The sequence below is a fragment of the Anabaena sp. 90 genome, assembly GCF_000312705.1.
GTDB lineage: Bacteria > Cyanobacteriota > Cyanobacteriia > Cyanobacteriales > Nostocaceae > Dolichospermum > Dolichospermum lemmermannii.
The window spans coordinates 3,953,696-3,970,961 of record NC_019427.1 but is presented as its reverse complement, the minus strand read 5'-3'; the positions used below and the strand labels follow the sequence as shown (position 1 = coordinate 3,970,961).

The 17,266-nt window shown below is 37.3% G+C and carries 16 protein-coding genes; 11 read left to right on the top strand and 5 right to left on the bottom strand.

The annotated features are described in order from the left end of the window. Nucleotides 1-27: 27 nt before the first annotated feature. Together ANA_RS23730 and ANA_RS17215 are read right to left on the bottom strand one after the other, a co-directional pair. Nucleotides 28-3,201 carry a DNA primase family protein gene (locus tag ANA_RS23730; RefSeq protein ID WP_015081293.1) on the bottom strand — a complete coding sequence of 1,058 codons (3,174 nt, stop codon included), beginning with the start codon at nucleotides 3,199-3,201 and terminating at the stop codon, nucleotides 28-30. Nucleotides 3,202-3,247: 46 nt separating this feature from the next. Next, nucleotides 3,248-3,589 carry a hypothetical protein gene (locus ANA_RS17215; RefSeq protein ID WP_148279076.1) on the bottom strand — a complete coding sequence of 114 codons (342 nt, stop codon included), beginning with the start codon at nucleotides 3,587-3,589 and terminating at the stop codon, nucleotides 3,248-3,250. A gap of 121 nt (nucleotides 3,590-3,710) precedes the next feature. Here ANA_RS17215 and ANA_RS17210 point away from each other — a divergent pair, with 121 nt between their 5' ends. The 10 genes from ANA_RS17210 (at nucleotide 3,711) to ANA_RS17165 (ending at nucleotide 11,185) form a co-directional block, all read left to right on the top strand. Further along, nucleotides 3,711-4,034, top strand: a complete 324-nt coding sequence (locus tag ANA_RS17210; protein WP_015081291.1) for a transcriptional regulator — start codon at nucleotides 3,711-3,713, stop codon at nucleotides 4,032-4,034. A gap of 148 nt (nucleotides 4,035-4,182) precedes the next feature. Next, nucleotides 4,183-5,232 carry a hypothetical protein gene (locus tag ANA_RS27155; RefSeq protein ID WP_015081290.1) on the top strand — a complete coding sequence of 350 codons (1,050 nt, stop codon included), beginning with the start codon at nucleotides 4,183-4,185 and terminating at the stop codon, nucleotides 5,230-5,232. A 280-nt stretch (nucleotides 5,233-5,512) separates the two neighbouring features. Continuing rightward, the gene (locus ANA_RS17200; RefSeq protein ID WP_015081289.1) at nucleotides 5,513-7,111 is read left to right on the top strand and encodes an AAA family ATPase; all 1,599 of its coding nucleotides are present in this window, start codon (nucleotides 5,513-5,515) and stop codon (nucleotides 7,109-7,111) included. A 3-nt stretch (nucleotides 7,112-7,114) separates the two neighbouring features. Next, nucleotides 7,115-7,543, top strand: a complete 429-nt coding sequence (locus ANA_RS17195) for a DUF6876 family protein (protein WP_015081288.1) — start codon at nucleotides 7,115-7,117, stop codon at nucleotides 7,541-7,543. Nucleotides 7,544-7,702: 159 nt separating this feature from the next. After that, the gene (locus ANA_RS17190; RefSeq protein ID WP_015081287.1) at nucleotides 7,703-7,990 is read left to right on the top strand and encodes a hypothetical protein; all 288 of its coding nucleotides are present in this window, start codon (nucleotides 7,703-7,705) and stop codon (nucleotides 7,988-7,990) included. A gap of 126 nt (nucleotides 7,991-8,116) precedes the next feature. Next, nucleotides 8,117-8,344 (top strand): DUF2997 domain-containing protein, encoded by a 228-nt coding sequence (locus ANA_RS17185; protein WP_015081286.1) that lies wholly within the window; start codon nucleotides 8,117-8,119, stop codon nucleotides 8,342-8,344. Between the two features lie 50 nt (nucleotides 8,345-8,394). Then, nucleotides 8,395-8,613, top strand: coding sequence for a hypothetical protein (locus ANA_RS17180; protein WP_051155215.1), 219 nt, complete (start codon nucleotides 8,395-8,397; stop codon nucleotides 8,611-8,613). Further along, complete coding sequence (locus ANA_RS17175) at nucleotides 8,580-9,089, top strand: DUF1257 domain-containing protein (protein WP_041458123.1); 510 nt, start codon at nucleotides 8,580-8,582, stop codon at nucleotides 9,087-9,089. The genes ANA_RS17180 and ANA_RS17175 overlap by 34 nt, the downstream gene beginning before the upstream one ends. 171 nt (nucleotides 9,090-9,260) lie before the next feature. Then, the gene (locus ANA_RS17170; RefSeq protein WP_015081283.1) at nucleotides 9,261-9,848 is read left to right on the top strand and encodes a hypothetical protein; all 588 of its coding nucleotides are present in this window, start codon (nucleotides 9,261-9,263) and stop codon (nucleotides 9,846-9,848) included. Nucleotides 9,849-9,919: 71 nt separating this feature from the next. After that, complete coding sequence (locus ANA_RS17165; RefSeq protein WP_015081282.1) at nucleotides 9,920-11,185, top strand: Calx-beta domain-containing protein; 1,266 nt, start codon at nucleotides 9,920-9,922, stop codon at nucleotides 11,183-11,185. 306 nt (nucleotides 11,186-11,491) lie between these two features. Here the strand turns inward: ANA_RS17165 and ANA_RS24860 are convergent, their stop codons facing one another. From ANA_RS24860 to ANA_RS17150, 3 genes are read right to left on the bottom strand one after another with little or no spacing between them, the layout of a single operon-like run. Then, the gene (locus tag ANA_RS24860; protein WP_015081281.1) at nucleotides 11,492-11,941 is read right to left on the bottom strand and encodes an HU family DNA-binding protein; all 450 of its coding nucleotides are present in this window, start codon (nucleotides 11,939-11,941) and stop codon (nucleotides 11,492-11,494) included. Between the two features lie 48 nt (nucleotides 11,942-11,989). Then, nucleotides 11,990-14,602: a hypothetical protein gene (locus tag ANA_RS17155; protein ID WP_015081280.1), complete on the bottom strand. Its 2,613-nt coding sequence runs from the start codon at nucleotides 14,600-14,602 to the stop codon at nucleotides 11,990-11,992. Nucleotides 14,603-14,647: 45 nt separating this feature from the next. Then, nucleotides 14,648-16,273 (bottom strand): hypothetical protein, encoded by a 1,626-nt coding sequence (locus ANA_RS17150; protein WP_015081279.1) that lies wholly within the window; start codon nucleotides 16,271-16,273, stop codon nucleotides 14,648-14,650. 452 nt (nucleotides 16,274-16,725) lie between these two features. Between ANA_RS17150 and ANA_RS17145 the strand changes: the two genes are divergently transcribed. Then, complete coding sequence (locus ANA_RS17145) at nucleotides 16,726-17,250, top strand: glycine-rich domain-containing protein (RefSeq protein ID WP_015081278.1); 525 nt, start codon at nucleotides 16,726-16,728, stop codon at nucleotides 17,248-17,250. The last annotated feature ends 16 nt before the right edge of the window (nucleotides 17,251-17,266 follow it).

Below are 17,266 nucleotides of genomic sequence, written 5' to 3'. Positions count from 1 at the left end.
AATTGAATATGAAGGTAAAAAATGAAGCTATTTTCTAGACAAACCAAGCTTTAATTCTTCATACCGGGTTAGAGGCTTGCAGTCAGCACAGGCTACGATTCCTTCAACGCCTTTACCTTTAACTTGAATATGTTCTGGACACCAATCTAAATGTGCAATTACTTGGCATAGTCTTTTGCTTCCTAAGTCCCCAAATCCTTTAAACCTGGAATCCTTGTAGTAAACATAAGAACCGATGGGGAATTTGTTGTTTCTTTCAGCAATTACAGCCTCTATATTGATTACTTCGACTTCGCTCAGTACAAGAAGTTCTTCTGCTTTTTGTGTCTCAGTATTGGCAAGTTCTTCTGATTGTTGAAACTCTTGTAATTGTGATGGTACAGATTCATCCATCACAGTAGCTTCAACCTCAATTACAGCAGTAGTTTTAGACACTTCTGCAACGACCTGTGTGATGGGTTGTGATGGGTCAGAAGCCAAATTTTCTTTTAAGGCTGTACCAGTATTCATACTTAGACTATTTTTTATGTTCTCATTCTCAATTGAATAATTGTCAATTTTGCCATCACACCCATCACAGTCCTGCTGTACAATGGGTCTAGCCATCACATTATCCATCACCGACCCATCACACGACCCATCACATTTTTCTGATTCAGTATTAAAATTGCTATTATTTGGTTCTAATTCAGACAACTTTGTGATTAATGTAAAAATGTCATCATCGCTACCTGTTCTTATTCTGATGCCTTCAAAATAAGACCCCTTTCTATCTGTTCCTTTGGAAATTGGCAACTTTAACTGTGCCTGTAACAAATCAAGTAACAAACTGGTAAACCGTTTCTGAGATAACGGATTTGTGCCTGTGTTTTGCGCGTATTGACAATAGTTAGGATAAAGCCAAGTATTAGCGTTGCGATATGCAGTCCAGGATTCAGATTGACCCATATCACCCGTTGTAAATCTGATTTGTTGGGCAATACCTACATAATTTCTATATCCAGTTTCTTGTACAAGTTCTTCATCTGCCCAAGCTGCTAAAGGATTGGTTTCTGTTAGCATGGTTGCTTTTTGCTGACAGAGTAATTGGGAAGCTTCACAGTGATTTTTTAGAAGTTCCTTAGCACGAACTTCACCCATACTCAAAACCCAGTTAAGAAGCCCTGGGATATATCCGGCAAACTCCCCAAACATTTCGCCATTAGTCCGAAAATCTAGTAAAACACGCTGGTCTTTACGCTCAACCTGCTGATCAAACCGGACACCAATCCGACGACGTTCTGTGCCAGATGTATAATCTGATGATGAGATCGCCTCATTACCAGCAATAATTATCATCCCAGGATATATAAAACCTGATGTAGATTGTTTACCCTTGACTTCGTAGGGAATTAAATCAGAACCAGTCATGGCTTTAAGTATTGAAACCTCACCCGCAAATCTTTCTGAGTCGGTGATCACACATAGGCGTTTACCTTTAAGTGAAGCAGATTCAAAGTTAGATTTTTCCAGTTTTTGCAGTTTTGTAGAGTGAGTGTTTCTAAGTCCTACAAGTGCCTGTGCTAATCGGGTATAAGTCCCCTTACCAGTCCCACCCTTGCCGATGATTTCTAAATATTGTTGCCACTCTGATTTACCAGTAGCGACGGCGTAAAAGTAGGCTCGAAGTACATCTATAGTTCCCTGGTCCTGAACTTGAGAATTAAACCATGCTTCGATAGGTTGACAAGTAGCGATCGCCGAATACTGATAAGGTAAACACCAAGTCAATCGGTTTCCTGGACAATGCGATGTGAGTTCAAGAGTTGTAGGATTTAACAGCCCGTTAATCATAGGAATGAAACCCGTAATTTCATCCCATTCTTTAACGGCTAATTTTGCTCTTAATTTGCGCTCGACTCCCGAAGTGAACCCGTGTGAGATAGGGTGCGGTCTACCATATTTGTCACAGAAATAATACTTGTAAGGTTTAATTTCTATTTCACAAATCAATGAGACAGCATCAGAGTTTTCTAATCCCCAAATACCATCAATGTTTGCAGAATATCTGTACCATTGTTCTTCCTCTACATTCCAAGCCAATTGATCACGATACTTTTCAGCCACCAAATCAGAAAATTCAGCTTCACACCAGGACTCAATAATTGATCTATGATTACCACCATCACCCCCATATTCGATAAATTCAGCATCCCAGTTGACAAGTTTTTCAGTAAATTTATCAGCAGTTTGTCCTATCAGCCGGTTCATTATTGCAATGAACTGTTCACGACTCCAATCCCCATTAGCTACTATCCAGTCGGCAATATCGCCTTTTTCTGGCATTTCTTCCCAAAGTTCCAAGGGGTTCAAGACGAGACAAGGAAATTGGATTTTGGCGGCTGCGTTGGCGATCGCTAATGCCTTTTTCACCCCAATCTCATCATTGTCTGGCCAGTAGATTAAACCAGCCACACCCGCCTTTTTGAGAGAAATCAACCCACTTTCTAAATCAACATCGGACCAGGCTGAACCCATCCACGTAACGGTGCAAATGCCAAGAAAACGGGCTGATTCCACAGACTTTTCACCCTCAACACCCAACACCCATTGATCAACTGCAAATTGTTCAGCTTCATGGATTCTGTAAATTGGCCATGGTTTTTCACCCTTGGAATTGACGTTCTTACTGTCTACGTTGATATGCCAAGGCTTCGTGGTTTTATGGGTGCGTTCTCCGGCTTCGTTATAAAAGTCAGTTCTTAATACCCACTGTTCACAACTGTAGTGATAGATGATTTCTGTGTTAAGTCCTTTTTGAACTATTGGTACAACATCTACATCTTCGGAAAGTGTGGCCAGAACTATTTCACCTGCTGGCAAAAGTACAGGCTTGTACAGTTTGAGCGGTGCAGGTAAAACTCTTAGATTTATCCGTCTGCCCAAACCCCTATAATGACTTCCAGCTTTTTCAAAGGCTTCTGATCCGGGTGCGTTGCCTTGGAGCAACGGAGCGATCGCTTCTCTAATCTGTTCTGATGTACATCCAATATTGGAATAACAAGCGTAACGTCCGGCAGTTTTGCCAGATGTTGTGATCTCAAGATTGTTACCACCACAAATTGGACAAATAGCCCTAATAGCAGTTCGAGTCTGTCTGACTATTTGCAATTTATCTAGGTGGTCGAATATTGAAAATGTTGGGAGTTCTCTAGCAAACATTGTTACTTCTTGAAATTATTTAAGGGTGGACAATAAGAAGTTCTGTCTACGGAGTAATTTCTTTTGATTCTATTTTTGATAAGTTGTTAAGTCCTGCTGGATTTGGGAATTTTCTGCGATCGCCCATATTCTTAATGTGCTTACTTTTTTCCATGGGCGGTGGTGGCGGTTCAATCCCCAAATATGTACAAATAGCCATTTCCGCCAAATCGGACTCCCAGAGATTCCTGTCATGGGCAATTCTTGCCAGTGCATGATGTGTTTCTTGCCTAATAGAAAGCGTTTTTTGAACCTTCCCGTCACCACGATTTTGCACTTTTAACTGTTTAGGCTGAAATTCTTTGTTTTTGCGAGTTCGATTTCTTCTTTTTACGTTCTCAGTTTTCATGATAAACACCATCCTGGTTTCTATCCTTTGTGTATTCATTATCATCCAAGTTGGTTTCTATGACAACCACAAAAGTATCTAATTTTCTGATACATCCAATAGATATCAAGGGTGTAATCAAGTGGATTTAGAGGCTAAAAAAAGATTTGCTGAAATAATTGTAAATCTAAGGGCTGGCAGGGATCTCAGGAGCTTTGCCAGAGAACTCGGTGTACAGCACAGTACAATTATTGACTGGGAATCGTGTAATACGATCCCAAAACGTCCTAATTTAGAAAAAATCGCTAAATTAAGGGGTGAAACAGTAAATGAACTTATGGATTATCTGGAGGGAAAACAAACCTTATCTCATTATGACCGTCTATCAGCAATGATTTCAGGGGCTTCTAAAGAACAACTAGTATCTCTTTTGAGGCAAATTGCAACTCGGTTAGAAAATATTTAGTTTCACTTTTTGAAACTTATGGCGTAGAATCTGCGTCAAATACGTTATTTTTCTATGCCTCAACTTAATAAAATTTAATAATTAGCGTATACACCAAAATGGTAGGTGTGTTAGCATGGTTTTTACAAGCACCATATTGGTTTCTGCTATGACCAAGCTACCAACAGCATTTACAGCCTTGGATTTATCTGGTTTTGAGTTCGATAAAACTATCAGGTACAACAGCGTCAATCGGGAGATGGTTGATCAAGCTTGTGCTGTGCTGCAAAAAAATCGGATTCGGATTGTTGTCCGTTCTGTACAAGCGGCTCTCAAGGAAATTTACGGGATTGGTGGAAGTTCTGAGAATATTTGTAGATTCTTGGAAGAATGGCGGAAAGATAATACTCAGGCACTTAAAGCCAGCAAGGGGGAGAAAAACCTTGTTGCAGAAATTTTAAATGATGACCAAACTTTAGATGAAACAGAAATTCCTGAAGAGGTTCACCAATTATCAAAACAACTGGGAATTATTCTTTACACATTTGGGCATCAAAAGGCTGACACTACAATTAGTGGAGATCGCATTAAAACTTTAGCAGAAGAGAATGATTTATTAAAATCTCAACTCAAAGATTTTCCTCAGTTTCAAATGCAGTTGGATTTTTATAAGGCTGAATATGAGCGTCAGCGTAAAGAATTGCAGGAAGCATATTTATCAATTAATAAACAGCAATTAGCTGATTCTGAGACATTCAGACTGCAATTAGAAACAGTGCAGAATGAGCGCAATGATTTAGTTCTCAAAAATAACGAATTTGCTAAACAACTAACTGAATTGGCAGAAGTTCAAACCCGTGAACAAGAACGCCAAGGTGAAATTGCTAAATTAAACGGTGCGTTAGAGGCTCGTGAACGTGAAGTGATAGTTATGCGTGAACAGGTTCAAGCCTTGCAAGGGGAATTTGGTCAAAAGTTGGTTATTGAGTCTCAATTAACGACTTCTCAAGAGCAAGTCAGACAAGCCAACGAAACTATTACCAAACTTCAAGCACAACTACAAGAAAAATCTACATCTGAACTGCAAGTAGATGTTGATATTGACGGCTTGAATGCTGAAATCAGAGAACTAATGGATGACAGAGACTTATTAAAACTGCGTGTTGAAGAATTGGAGAGTCAAGTTGCCAAAAAATCTAGAAAACCTGTTGCAGCATAGTGTTTTTCGTCAATGCTATCTCGTTTTGGTTGAGAGAGCATAAGTAGGTGAACGGAAAAAAAACCGAAATATGTAACGAAAAGTAAAATCTCCCAAAACCTCTTCTCTGTTCCCTGTTCCCTGTTCCCTTGTCATAACAACAATTTTTAATGCCAACCTACTTAACAATTTCTAATTTTGTTACTGGACAAACAAAACAAAATAAAAGTAATGATTTTTGATATTGAGTCTGGGCATTTTTTAGATCAATTTCCTTATACGCTGTTAGGAGACTCTTGAAATGTCTGAAAAATCAGGGACATACAAAGTTACTGAAACCGAAAAATCAGAACTTGAACTAATGTTATCGGCTAGGTTTCCTTTGATTTATGTTGTCAGTCCAGAGGAAGAAATAGCAGAACAAGAATTAATTGTGTTATGCCAATCACGAAAATCACAAATCTATTTCTGGGATTACGCGCGTGGCTGGACTGAAGATGGACAAGCCAAAGGTAATCCTATGTCCGCATTAGATCGGGTGGGGAAAGCATCTGCTAATCAGTCAGCTATTTTTATTTTAAAAGACATAGCCACATTGATAGCCCCCTGCGCTAACGGTATCACACCCGCACAATTGCCATTAGTCAGGGAAATCAAGAATTTAGCAAGGGATATTTCTAGAGACAGACGTACACTTGTACTGCTAACCGACCAATTACGTCTACCTGCTGAACTCAGAGAAGAAACCACAATTATTGATTTTTCGCTTCCAGATACCGATGAAATCTATGATTTAATTTCTAAGTTGGTTGGGAGCAAAATTAAGTTAGACAACCCTGGTTATGAGCAATTAGTGAAGGGCTGTCAAGGTTTAAGCCGTTGTCGGATTAGTCGGGTTTTGGCTAAATGTTTAGCCAAATCAGGCAAAATTAATGAAAGTGCGATAGCGAAGCGCTCCGTAGGAATCGCTGCCGTCATCGAGGAAAAGCGGCAAACTATCAGAGAGACTGGGATTCTAGAGTTTATCCCTGTACAAGCTGGTTTAGAGTCGGTTGGGGGGCTGGAAAATCTCAAACAATGGGTGAGAATCAGAGCAAATAGTTTCAGCAATGCAGCGCGTGAGTATGGTTTACCCAGTCCCAAGGGGGTTTTACTTGCGGGGATTCAAGGGACTGGGAAAAGTTTGTCAGCTAAAACCATTGCTGCTGAGTGGAAATTACCGTTACTAAGATTGGACGTAGGAAGGCTATTTGGTGGCATTGTTGGGGAATCAGAGTCAAGAATTAGACAAGTAATTAAACTGGTTGAAGCGATCGCACCCTGTGTACTTTTCATTGATGAAGCCGATAAAGCTTTTGGAAATGTAAATACTGGTACTGATGGTGATTCTGGTACATCACGCAGGGTATTTGGTTCATTAATTACCTGGATGCAAGAAAAAGTTAGTCCAGTTTTTATAGTGTTAACTGCAAATAATGTTGAGATTCTCCCCGCCGAATTATTGAGGAAAGGGAGGTTGGATGAGATTTTCTGGCTTAATTTACCAAATCAAAAAGAGCGTTTACAAATCTTCCGAGTCCATCTAAACCGTCTGCGTCCTAATCGCACTAATTTTGACTTTGAACTATTAGCCAGTCGGGCAAAAGATTTTTCTGGGGCTGAAATTGAACAAGTGATTTATGAAGGGATGCAAAATGCTTTCAGTCGCAATGAAGAATTTACTCAAGGTGATTTGTTGGATTCTATTGCTAGTTGTATACCATTAGCTCAAATCTCCCAAACTCAAATTCAATCCTTAACTAAATGGGCAGAATATAGCGGTGCTAAAAGTGCCAGTTCAAAAGTGAGTGAAATTAATTTTGTGCTACCGCCTTTAGAGGTTGATAATTATTTGGAATAATCCATGATTTCAGCCACAAAATTGATTCAGGATTTAGCTAATTTTACTGGCAGTGAACAGTATTACTTACATTGGAGCAAAGTGTTAAAATACACTACAGGAGTAAAATATTTAGCAGAAAAAGCCCAAGCATATTGGTTAATAGATGCGATAGCTTCCCATCAAACCAAGAGATTATTGTCTAATGACAACTTGAGATATTTTCAGCTATGGTTACTAACTGTCACTAATACCGAAAATCAATTACCTCAAAAATACGGTTTTATAAATCCCAACCCTAATCATAAATCAGTATTAACTTGCTGGGAAGATACGCCGGTTGAGGGAATAAAACCAGTAATTAGACAAGACATTGAATTTACTGATTTTCCTTTGACAGAAATGAAGCTATACGTTGAAAATAGCGTTCTTTTATTACCATCTGAACATTAAATAAGTGGGGGTAGTTTTACTAAACTGCCCCGTCTTACTACTTTTTAAAGCAATACTGAAAATGCACGAAATTAGAATTTTAATGCAACCGACTAATTGCTGAAATTAGCTTTATTCAATGGCTACCGCTTATAGAGGTTGATAATTGAGGTATTTGATATGGCATCAGACAGAGATTTTTTAAGTTGTCAATATAAACCTACAATGTCAGAAATTGGGGAATTAATTCAAGGTACAACTTTAACAAACAATACGAAAATTAATGAAGAGGTAATTAATGAAATAAAGAGGAAATTATCAATAGCCATCAATAATATGTTAGCGGCAAAATTTCAAATTAAAAATCTGGATAATTCCAATATATCTTATGAAATAAGGATTGAGTTAATTAATAGGTTTCTTGACAGTACCCTAGAAATTATTCAGAATTTTCCAAGGATTACATGACATCAAATAATCCCACAATTTCCCAGTTGAATCTCAGAAATTATTGACTCATTAAATCAGTAAACAAAGTAGCGTAATTGGTGGTTCGCTACCACCTTTTAATAAACCAAAGGATAGGATTTTCAGATGCAATACCAACAAATTGAAATTACCATTGGTAAAGACGGAATTATTACAGAGCGAATAATTAATGGTGATGGTGAAACTTGCATTAATTTAACCGCAGGTTTAGAAAAATCTCTAGGCAATATTGAATCTCAGGAATTATTACCTGATAGCTTGCGTGGTGAAGCCATATATCAAAACCCAGAAATTCATGTTGAACAAGACGATAATTTATGGCTAAACAAGTAGAACAGAAATTAATTTCTCATTGCCATTACTGCCATCTTCCAAGCTGTTGTATGAAAGTGAAACCCCAATACCTGATGTGTAGTAGTTATTGGAAATTAGTACCAGCATATTTACAGGCTTTGGTTTACAAAAACTACCGACAAGGACAAGAAATAGATAAAAAACCCAGTCAAGAATACTTGAGGGTTTCACAGCTTGCAATTCAGCACGTTATTGACACAAACTACGCCAAACGATGCCAAAAAAAAGAAAGTTTAGAGAAAGTTTAGACAATTGGGCAATAGGAAAAGCTGGTATTTTCAGAACCATTCAAAATAGGGAACTAACAATGTCACACTTAACCCACATCAGAACTACAATCAAAAACGCTGGAGTTTTAGAATCTGTGCTTAGAAAAATGATTGAGGATGGACTCGAAAATATTCTTGTTGGCGCAACGCTAGAGAAAAACGTTACTACTCACTGCTTCGAGAATTACAAAACAATTGATTTTGTTATTCATAGACCACAAGCTAAGACTCGCTGGAATGATTTCAGTGATTTCGGATTTGTGAAATTAGAAGATGAATTCAAGTTTCTCAATTACGTTGGGGCTAATCATGATGCTGAAGAACTCATGAGAACTTTAACCTTTAACTATGCCCGTGAAAATGCCTTAGATTCTCTAGCTGCTAATGGCTTTAATATTGAATCCATCTCTGAAGAAAATGGAGAAATTAAGATAATTGCTGGAAAGTGGAGCTAATAAAACTGGTTTAACAAAATCAATTTGATTAGTCATTAATTATAAAATAAACCAGTTTGGTATGAACCAAGAACCATTTACAGCAATACTTTAGCTGATTTTTAGGGTTGACTATTTTCGGCTTTCTGATGTTAAAATAATCTAAGAATTTTAGATTTTAGGTAAAAATAAATGGCTACTACATTAACCAAGAAAGACGCTTCTACTTTGCTTCGCACCAAGATTATTCGTGATGATGCCAACGACTTTGAAAAAACCGAATCTAGCAATGGCGCACCTCTTTCGGTCAAAACATCAACAAATTTAATCTTGGATGAAAAACGCTATCTGTCTTTAGATGCTTCACTTCGCAAGTCTGAAACGAGAACTGATGCACTTGATGAAACTGGGTTAATTCCTCCCGGTTATGTAGTTCCTCAAACTCGCACAATCCGATATGAAACCTTAGAACAAGCATTTGCTAACCGCAATAAAATGGCTGTTCAAGAATTGTTAGAAAAAGCTTACTCTTTATATCCAGACTTAGTACCAACTGGTGCAACTATCACACCTTTAACCCCTGCTGCAACTCTGGCAGATTTAGCAATGCCTGTTAAATCTTTGGATTTTTCCATTGACATTAAAAATATCTTTTCTCAATTAGATAATATTAATGTTGTCTATGTTGATGCAGACAATGACCCTTATGTATCTGTTCATATTATTGGCAAGGCAACAGATGGTTTGGTAATTGCTTGTGGTTTATTAGTCCAAACTTAATTTTTAACTATTTTATGGTGGGTAATACCCACCTTATTAATACAAACTATTGATTTTTTGGAATTAAACTCATGGCAACCACACCAACTCCATCAACGGGAATCCTTCAATTTACCAAACCTACCTATAAAATCACTGAATCTGGTACTTGGGTAGGTGACAGAATAGCAGTTAGCCGTACTGGTGGTACATCTGGAATTGCAACTGTCAAAGTAACTGCTAAAACCGAAAGTGCAACTGTAGGAAAAGATATTGAAAAAGTCAGCGTTACTCTTACCTGGGCAGATGGTGAAAGTGACAATAAATACGTTCCTGTGAGCGTGGTACAAGATGCTTACGAGGAAGGAGAAGAAACAGTCCAACTTCTACTCGGTTCTATCAAAGGAGCTAAGTATGCTCCGGTGAAAACAGCCCAATTAATTATTGTGGATAGAGCGAGTGAAGCGATCGCACCTAACCTTATTAATGATGACACCCTGATTGCTCTTGTTCCCACTCTGGGCGGTCCAAAAGGAGTGAAGTTTGGTGATATTAAATCGCTCATTTTACAGTCAATTCCAACACCTCCACCAACGCCCACACCAACACCAACGCCTCCGGCAGGTTCGTGGGTACAAGTGGCTGGAGAAGGGGGTGCTTTTACTGTCGGCGAGTCGCAGCGCGTTCGTTATGGACGCAACAACACCTGGATTGAAAAAACAGTGAGTGGGTCTGGGACTTGTGATGTCGCCTTCTTTGGTTCAGACCCCTTGTATGGTGTTGTCAAGGTCTGTGAGGTGTTTATTCCATCTACACCTGCACCAACGCCTACACCTACACCTACGCTTTTTGATAAATCCTACCAATTAAATATGGCTACTATGTTAGCCAATGGTTTGAGCATTTTGGCTAATAATATAACTGCTGGAATAGATTCATTAGGTGAGCATCTGTCCTTTGTCAAAAGATCATCTTCTTTAACCATTAAGGGTATAGAGGAAAACTTTAATGCAGATTTCGCCATAGAAATTAAATTAGCAATTGATCCCCAATATTCTAATATCATGGGAGTTGAGCCAGATGGATTATTAAATCTGCGCCCAGATGGCTCAAATTGGTGCTTTGATGTTGGTGTTGGGCAGAATAATGTCATCACAATCCCCAATTCTGTATCTGGTATTAATTCCCCAGACACTATCAAAATAATTAGATCCAATAATGTAGTAACACTGGATGTAAATGGAGTTTCAGCATCAAAACCAGTTACACAAACATACAACACTACAAACGGACTGGTTATAGGAAATTTCAATGGTTTTGACGGTAAATTATACGGATTAAAAATATTAACTCCGTAACGTTGAAATTGATTAATTAATCCTCTCAAAAAAATACCTCTATCCTTTTTGGACAGGGGTATTTTTGTACTATATAGGACTCCTATTTGATTTTTGATAGCTTGCGTGGCGTTAGCCATACAAGACTCAGTAGGTATCAATTCTGTCTTTTCTGTTCCCTATTCCCTATTCCCTATTCCCTATTCCCTATTCCCTATTCCCTATTCCCTATTCCCTGTTCCCTATTCCCTGTTCCCTGTTCCCTGACTTCAAAAGTAAATTGAGGAATCAAACTGGATTCCTATAGTTATTGAGATAATCCAAAATCTAAAATAAATATTCAAGTTCTGGAATATTTTTTGCTAATTCCCAACCTGTTTCTTCACTCCAGACTGGAGTATTTTTAGTAACAGAATAAGAATGAAGTTTAAACTCTGGGACTTCAACAGCTATACCATCTATTTGAATTTGCCAAATTTTAGGCTCTTTAGCTTCAAACTCAGCAACAGGATCTGGATTGACAACAAAATCAGTAGAAAACTTAAATCTAGGTTTCCACTTAGCAGAAATTGTTATGTTCTCACCAGTTTTAGGGTTACGTCCTTCTCTTTCATCAAGAAATCGGACTGAGAAAGTCCCAAACTTTAATAAGTTGACAGAAAATTTCTGAGTTAGACTTATTTGAATGTATTTGACGAAAGCACTGAGAACGGATTCAACTGTGTTTTTTTGCAGTCCAGTTGATGTTTGAATATATTCAATTAATTGAGCGTTCATCGGGGTATTTTTAGGGTAAGTTGTTAAGCTTTACAAAATTATAACTTATTATTTAGTTGTGGCACTAAGGTCAAAAATTAAGCATTTATCAATTTCTTCTTGACTCATATCTTTGTTGAATAATGCGGCTCGTTTTGTCTTACCTTGTGCGTTCATAGAAATTGAGTAAATCTTCATTCTCTTTGATTGTCCTGGCAAAAAATAAGGCTGATATTTATCAGAAATATTGCCTAAATTAATCCAGTCAAGAGTTTTTTGATTATAAGCCTGTAGCTTAAAATAAGTTTTGCCATTGTACTCATCAATAATCCCTCTGACCTGAATTTCTTGCCCTGTCCATTTTTTCTGAAGTTGGGGAGTACCAATTTTATCTACCCCATAAACTACTAATGTTTGGGTTTCTTTTTCTGGGATGTTTTTAAGTTCAGTCACAATCTCATCTCCAAATATCATAAAAGCTAAACCGGCATCTCCAGTTTCCGCTTGATGTGCTATTCTCCAATAAGCCGCAGCCCAAGAACGTGGATCATAGAGTTTTCCGTCTGGACTGGTTTTTGCAAATATTTTCTCTTTACTATTTTTAGTTGCCTGTGCAATCTGCCTAATCATTATTGTACTGCCATCGTTTTGCACTTTCCATTTGATAGCTCTACCAATAGCTTCTCTGTAAGCTGCACGATGAGCAAGAGCATAATCCAATTGTTCCTGAGAAGGTTCAATATCACTGAAAAGAACTTTTTCGTAAGCTCTCAAATCACCATCAAAAAATTTAGGTTCTCCCCAATAGCCATTGACTAATTTTACCAGTCTAGAAATTGTATCTTGTGAATCTTGATTAACTGCACAAGGTCTTTTTGCATAACAATCATCATTTTTAAAATCCTTTAACCAGGGTGCTTCAGCTTCTATTTCGTCTAAGAATTTCTTAACCGCATCTAATCCATTTTTATTATTGGGATATGCAGACTTTAAACTATCAACAGCAATTTGTACTTGTTGAGATAGAAAATCAATAACGGTCATTTCCTCGTTTTCTTTTTGTTCACCACCGGCAGGAATTAACAAAACTTTATCCTCCGCATTGGCAGCTTTTGATCTAGCCAATAAACTGGCCACAATCCCAGTCATATCATTCATGGAGTTAAGAGCTATTTGTTGAAGATTCCCCTGTAATGCCATTTTCGGAAATTTCTTCGTGGCTGGAGGCTTTTTGAAATTAGCGATCGCATTTCTCATATTCGGATATGCACTAGCTTTAATCAACTGCACGAAATCACCATCAAAATCTCTCCCAAGAGTGAGGGCAAGCTTAGTAGGAACTGCCATAATGCCAGTAGCATTGATGTAAGTACCTTCATATTTATTTTCCCAGAGTTGACAGTCCCCCCAATGTCTCATAGGGTTACAGAAAACTATGTATAAACCCTCTTCAAAGTCAGGCGCACAAAATACTTTTCTACCCTTTATCGAACCATCTTCCAAAACAGTATGATAATGTGCCAAACTTTCATCAGGTTGTACCATCACAGAATAAAACCTAATTCCTGCTGCTTTAGCCAAGTTCAACCATAAAGCCCGTAATCGTTCCTTAATCCGTTTGACGATGTAGGGATGCAGTAATAAAACACCATTTTTATCAACCCTGACGACACGAATCATAGTATTTTCATATTCGGCTTCAGACTGTAATTCTTCACTTCCTTCTTGTAATTCTGCTTCAGCTTCTGACTGGTCAATTCTGAGAATTTCAGCTAAATCAACAATGGAATTGTAGGCTTGAGATAGGCGATTACATTTTTCTTTTAATCTGTCAATAATACTATCTTTTTCTAAGACTTCAAACGAGAACCACTGTAAAAGCATCCAACCAGGTTTAGCTCTACGAACTTCGCCATCAAATACTAATCCCATTAATATTTTACCTTGATGGTTTCCTAACGCTGGCTTATTACCCTTGAGTGAAGATAATGGAATTGCTAAATCAAATCCTGAAGTATCCAGATGTGGATTATAGGCAAGTGTACCTTTTCCTATCCATTCTTTAAATAAAGCTGCTCTAAATTGAATTGGCTTGTCTATATCTACGTTCTCAGTTTCTTCTACAGGTAAACCTAATATTTTCATCAGACGCAGACTAGCTTTAGCATGGGAATCGCCAGTTTTCCAATGAATGTTATTTACTGGGTCATCTAACAAATTACCATCAGGATCACGATTTTCATCATCTACAACAATGTATTTCATTTCTAAATAGATGATTTTCTTACAGCCAGTATGAAGAATTGAACCGTAAATTATGCGTTTCCATTGCTCTTTATCAGCAGTACCATAGTAATATTTACCAACTGTAGACTTATTGGTAAAGGTAAATCTACCATGATTTCTAGAACCACTGGCTAAATCCAGAAAGAACGCATTTTCATAATTTTTTGGCTTAAACGGATTTAATGTTGATGGATTTTTCTCTGTAGTGGGAATTTCCCCAATGGCGAAAATTAATCCAGGGTGCATTGCTGAAAGTAATATATTTCTCAGTGTAGTTTTTTCTCCTTTAATCCATTCCTGCTTTTTGCAGTTCCACACTGGCCATTCTGTCACTACTTGGATTTCTCCCGTCGAACCATCGGGTTCATATTTGATATTTGTGAATTGTGTAGACATGATTTTACCCTATTTTACCCTATCGTTTTAATTGTCAATTCTAGTCTAGTAAGGTGGCATATCTTCTAGGTAAGAAAACCCTTGATGGATAATTTTAGCAGCTTCTTCTGATAGTATCGTTGGCGTTTCTCCAGTCATGTCAAAACTTCTGCCAAGTTTTTCACTTTTAAAAGTTAGAGCATACAAGTATTGATATTGCTTGTTGGTTTCTTCAAGAAACTGAAATCTAAATTCTTCAAAATCCTTCATCCTTTCCAAAGAATCACCGCTTACTCTAGCAATTCCCAAGTCAGGTTCAGGACGACCTTCTTTAATTCCCAACAACCAAATGAAATTACCTAACTGATTCTTTTTAGCCATATTGATAGCAATAATTATAATTATTGCTGCTGCTAAAATATAAGGAGCGCAAGCTGTTAAAAGTCCCCATGCACCTGCAAACATTCCTGTATTATTGAAAACTGCTGGTAATAAGTCTTTGACTGTTCTTAATAACCCTCCGGTAATATATCGAATTGCTTCACTAGCAGGGATAGATAATCTTTTGGTGATGACTGAAACTACAGTATTTTTAATAGCATCAAAAAATGCTCTTGGTAATGAAATGCCTTTTAATATAAATGTTGATAGCAAACTTTCGGCTATTTTACCAAGAACATTGACAACATCTAAATTAGTTGGCGTTGGTAATGGTGTGATTCCACCATAATTACTCACAACACTTCCAAACTGTGATTTTAGATTATCTTGAGCATAGTTAGCTTGGTCTTTGAACTCAACCAACTTTTTACCCTGTGTAAATAGCCTTCTGATACCTACCATAGCAGGACGAATGACTTTACTTTTTAGGAATTTGATTATATCTACTTTGCCTTTATTTTCTTGTTTGGCCTCTGCCTTGGCAGCTTTAGATTCATCCTTCCCAAATATTGTTTCTTTAATTTGCTGAAGTATGTTATTCAATTCTTCTTTGAGTTTGTTAAATAATTCTAGAAATATATTTACTAAATTGTCGTTGTCTTGTGGAAAGTCAGTTATGGCTTCAGAAAAGTTCTGTTCAGTTTTTTGTCTAACTGCAATAAAGTGATTCCTTACCTCTTGGGGTACAGGATCTTCTTGTTCATCAAATTGGGACATTAAATTGTCATAAGCAGCTAATACTTGTGCCTTCAAATCATCAACTTTATCTTGAAACCAATTTTTATTAGTCTCTTCGATGCTTTTGATTCTTAGAAAAATATCATCACTGTTATTTGTATAATTACTTTTGACAATATTTCCCCAATTCATAAATAAATTATTTACTTCTACTGCTGCTGTGTAATCGTCCGGTTTAGTAGCTTGGCCAGCAAGTAAATCTAATTTATTCTCTCCTGATGCTTGTGGATTATCGTGAACTTTTGAATTAACTACTTTATTCACACCATAACAAGATTGTAAAATCTCAGTTGCAGCGAAACCAACCTCTTGATCTAATTCCTGTTCGGAGAAAAAATTTAAAATTCCTTTTATATCAGGAAGATTGTCTTTTGAATAAACAATAGGGTTTAATCCATCAAACCAATCCTCTTTTTGTTGCAAAGCCTGAACGACATCATCGGGAACTTTCAACCCACCTTTATTAATCCAAATGCCGTCTGATATTTGATTTAATAATTCTTCTGGTGTCATAGTTTTATGGAATAACTATTTATGTATTATAACATAATGCTGAAAATTATTAACACTATAACAGTGGAATTTACCGATAATTAAATAATGTTAGTTAACAATGCCTTCACCAAAGTCCTGAAACCCTATTGATATCGTCACGATTTTATTGGCTTTCAGTTAGATCATTATTAAGATTATTTCCTAATAAGCGGAAGTATTATCAACAGAGTGAGAGAGCTATGCGCCTTATTCTATGGGTATCTTAACTATTTTTGTCATCCTGTCAGGTATTGTTACATAAGACTATAATATGCGATTGGCATAGCTTTTATCTCTTTCACTACTTTCGGATCACTACCTAAATTTGCATAACGGACGATAAACCTGTTGATAGAACTCTAGGAATCACTCAGAGCAGTAATGCCAATACGCTCTTCTGATTCAGAAATGTAGTTATAACAGGTGTCACTGTGAACAAAAAGTTATTACAATTTATTCATCAAAGTCCTAGTCAGCTAGAATTTGGTTCTGTAAAATATCGGCTCATGAAGCCTGAATCTGGGTGCGGTTTGACTGATGAAGAGGCTGATTGGGCGATCGCTCAATATATATGTTTTTTGATGTTGTTCTGGCTCTATCCTAATACCAATTATTTTGTTCCTAGCCAACTTATAGATCAAGTCTGGCATTGTCACCTGCTAGACACTCAAAAATACATGAAAGATTGTCAATTATTATTTGGCTCTTATATACATCATTTTCCGTTCTATGGCTTGCGAGGAGCAGATGATCAACAACAAATGTATACATCTTTTTTGCAAACGCAACAGTTATTTGAAAAACAGTTTGGCGTTCCCATGATAGGTCAGTCACAACAAGTTTTTAATTCAGAAAATTTGCAGCCAAGCGGATGCCATTTAACACAAAATTTAGAGCAATTGCGTCCAAGTATTCCTGTTAATTTGGATGAGTTATTGAGCCGACAAATTGCTTGAGTAGTTTAGACATCTC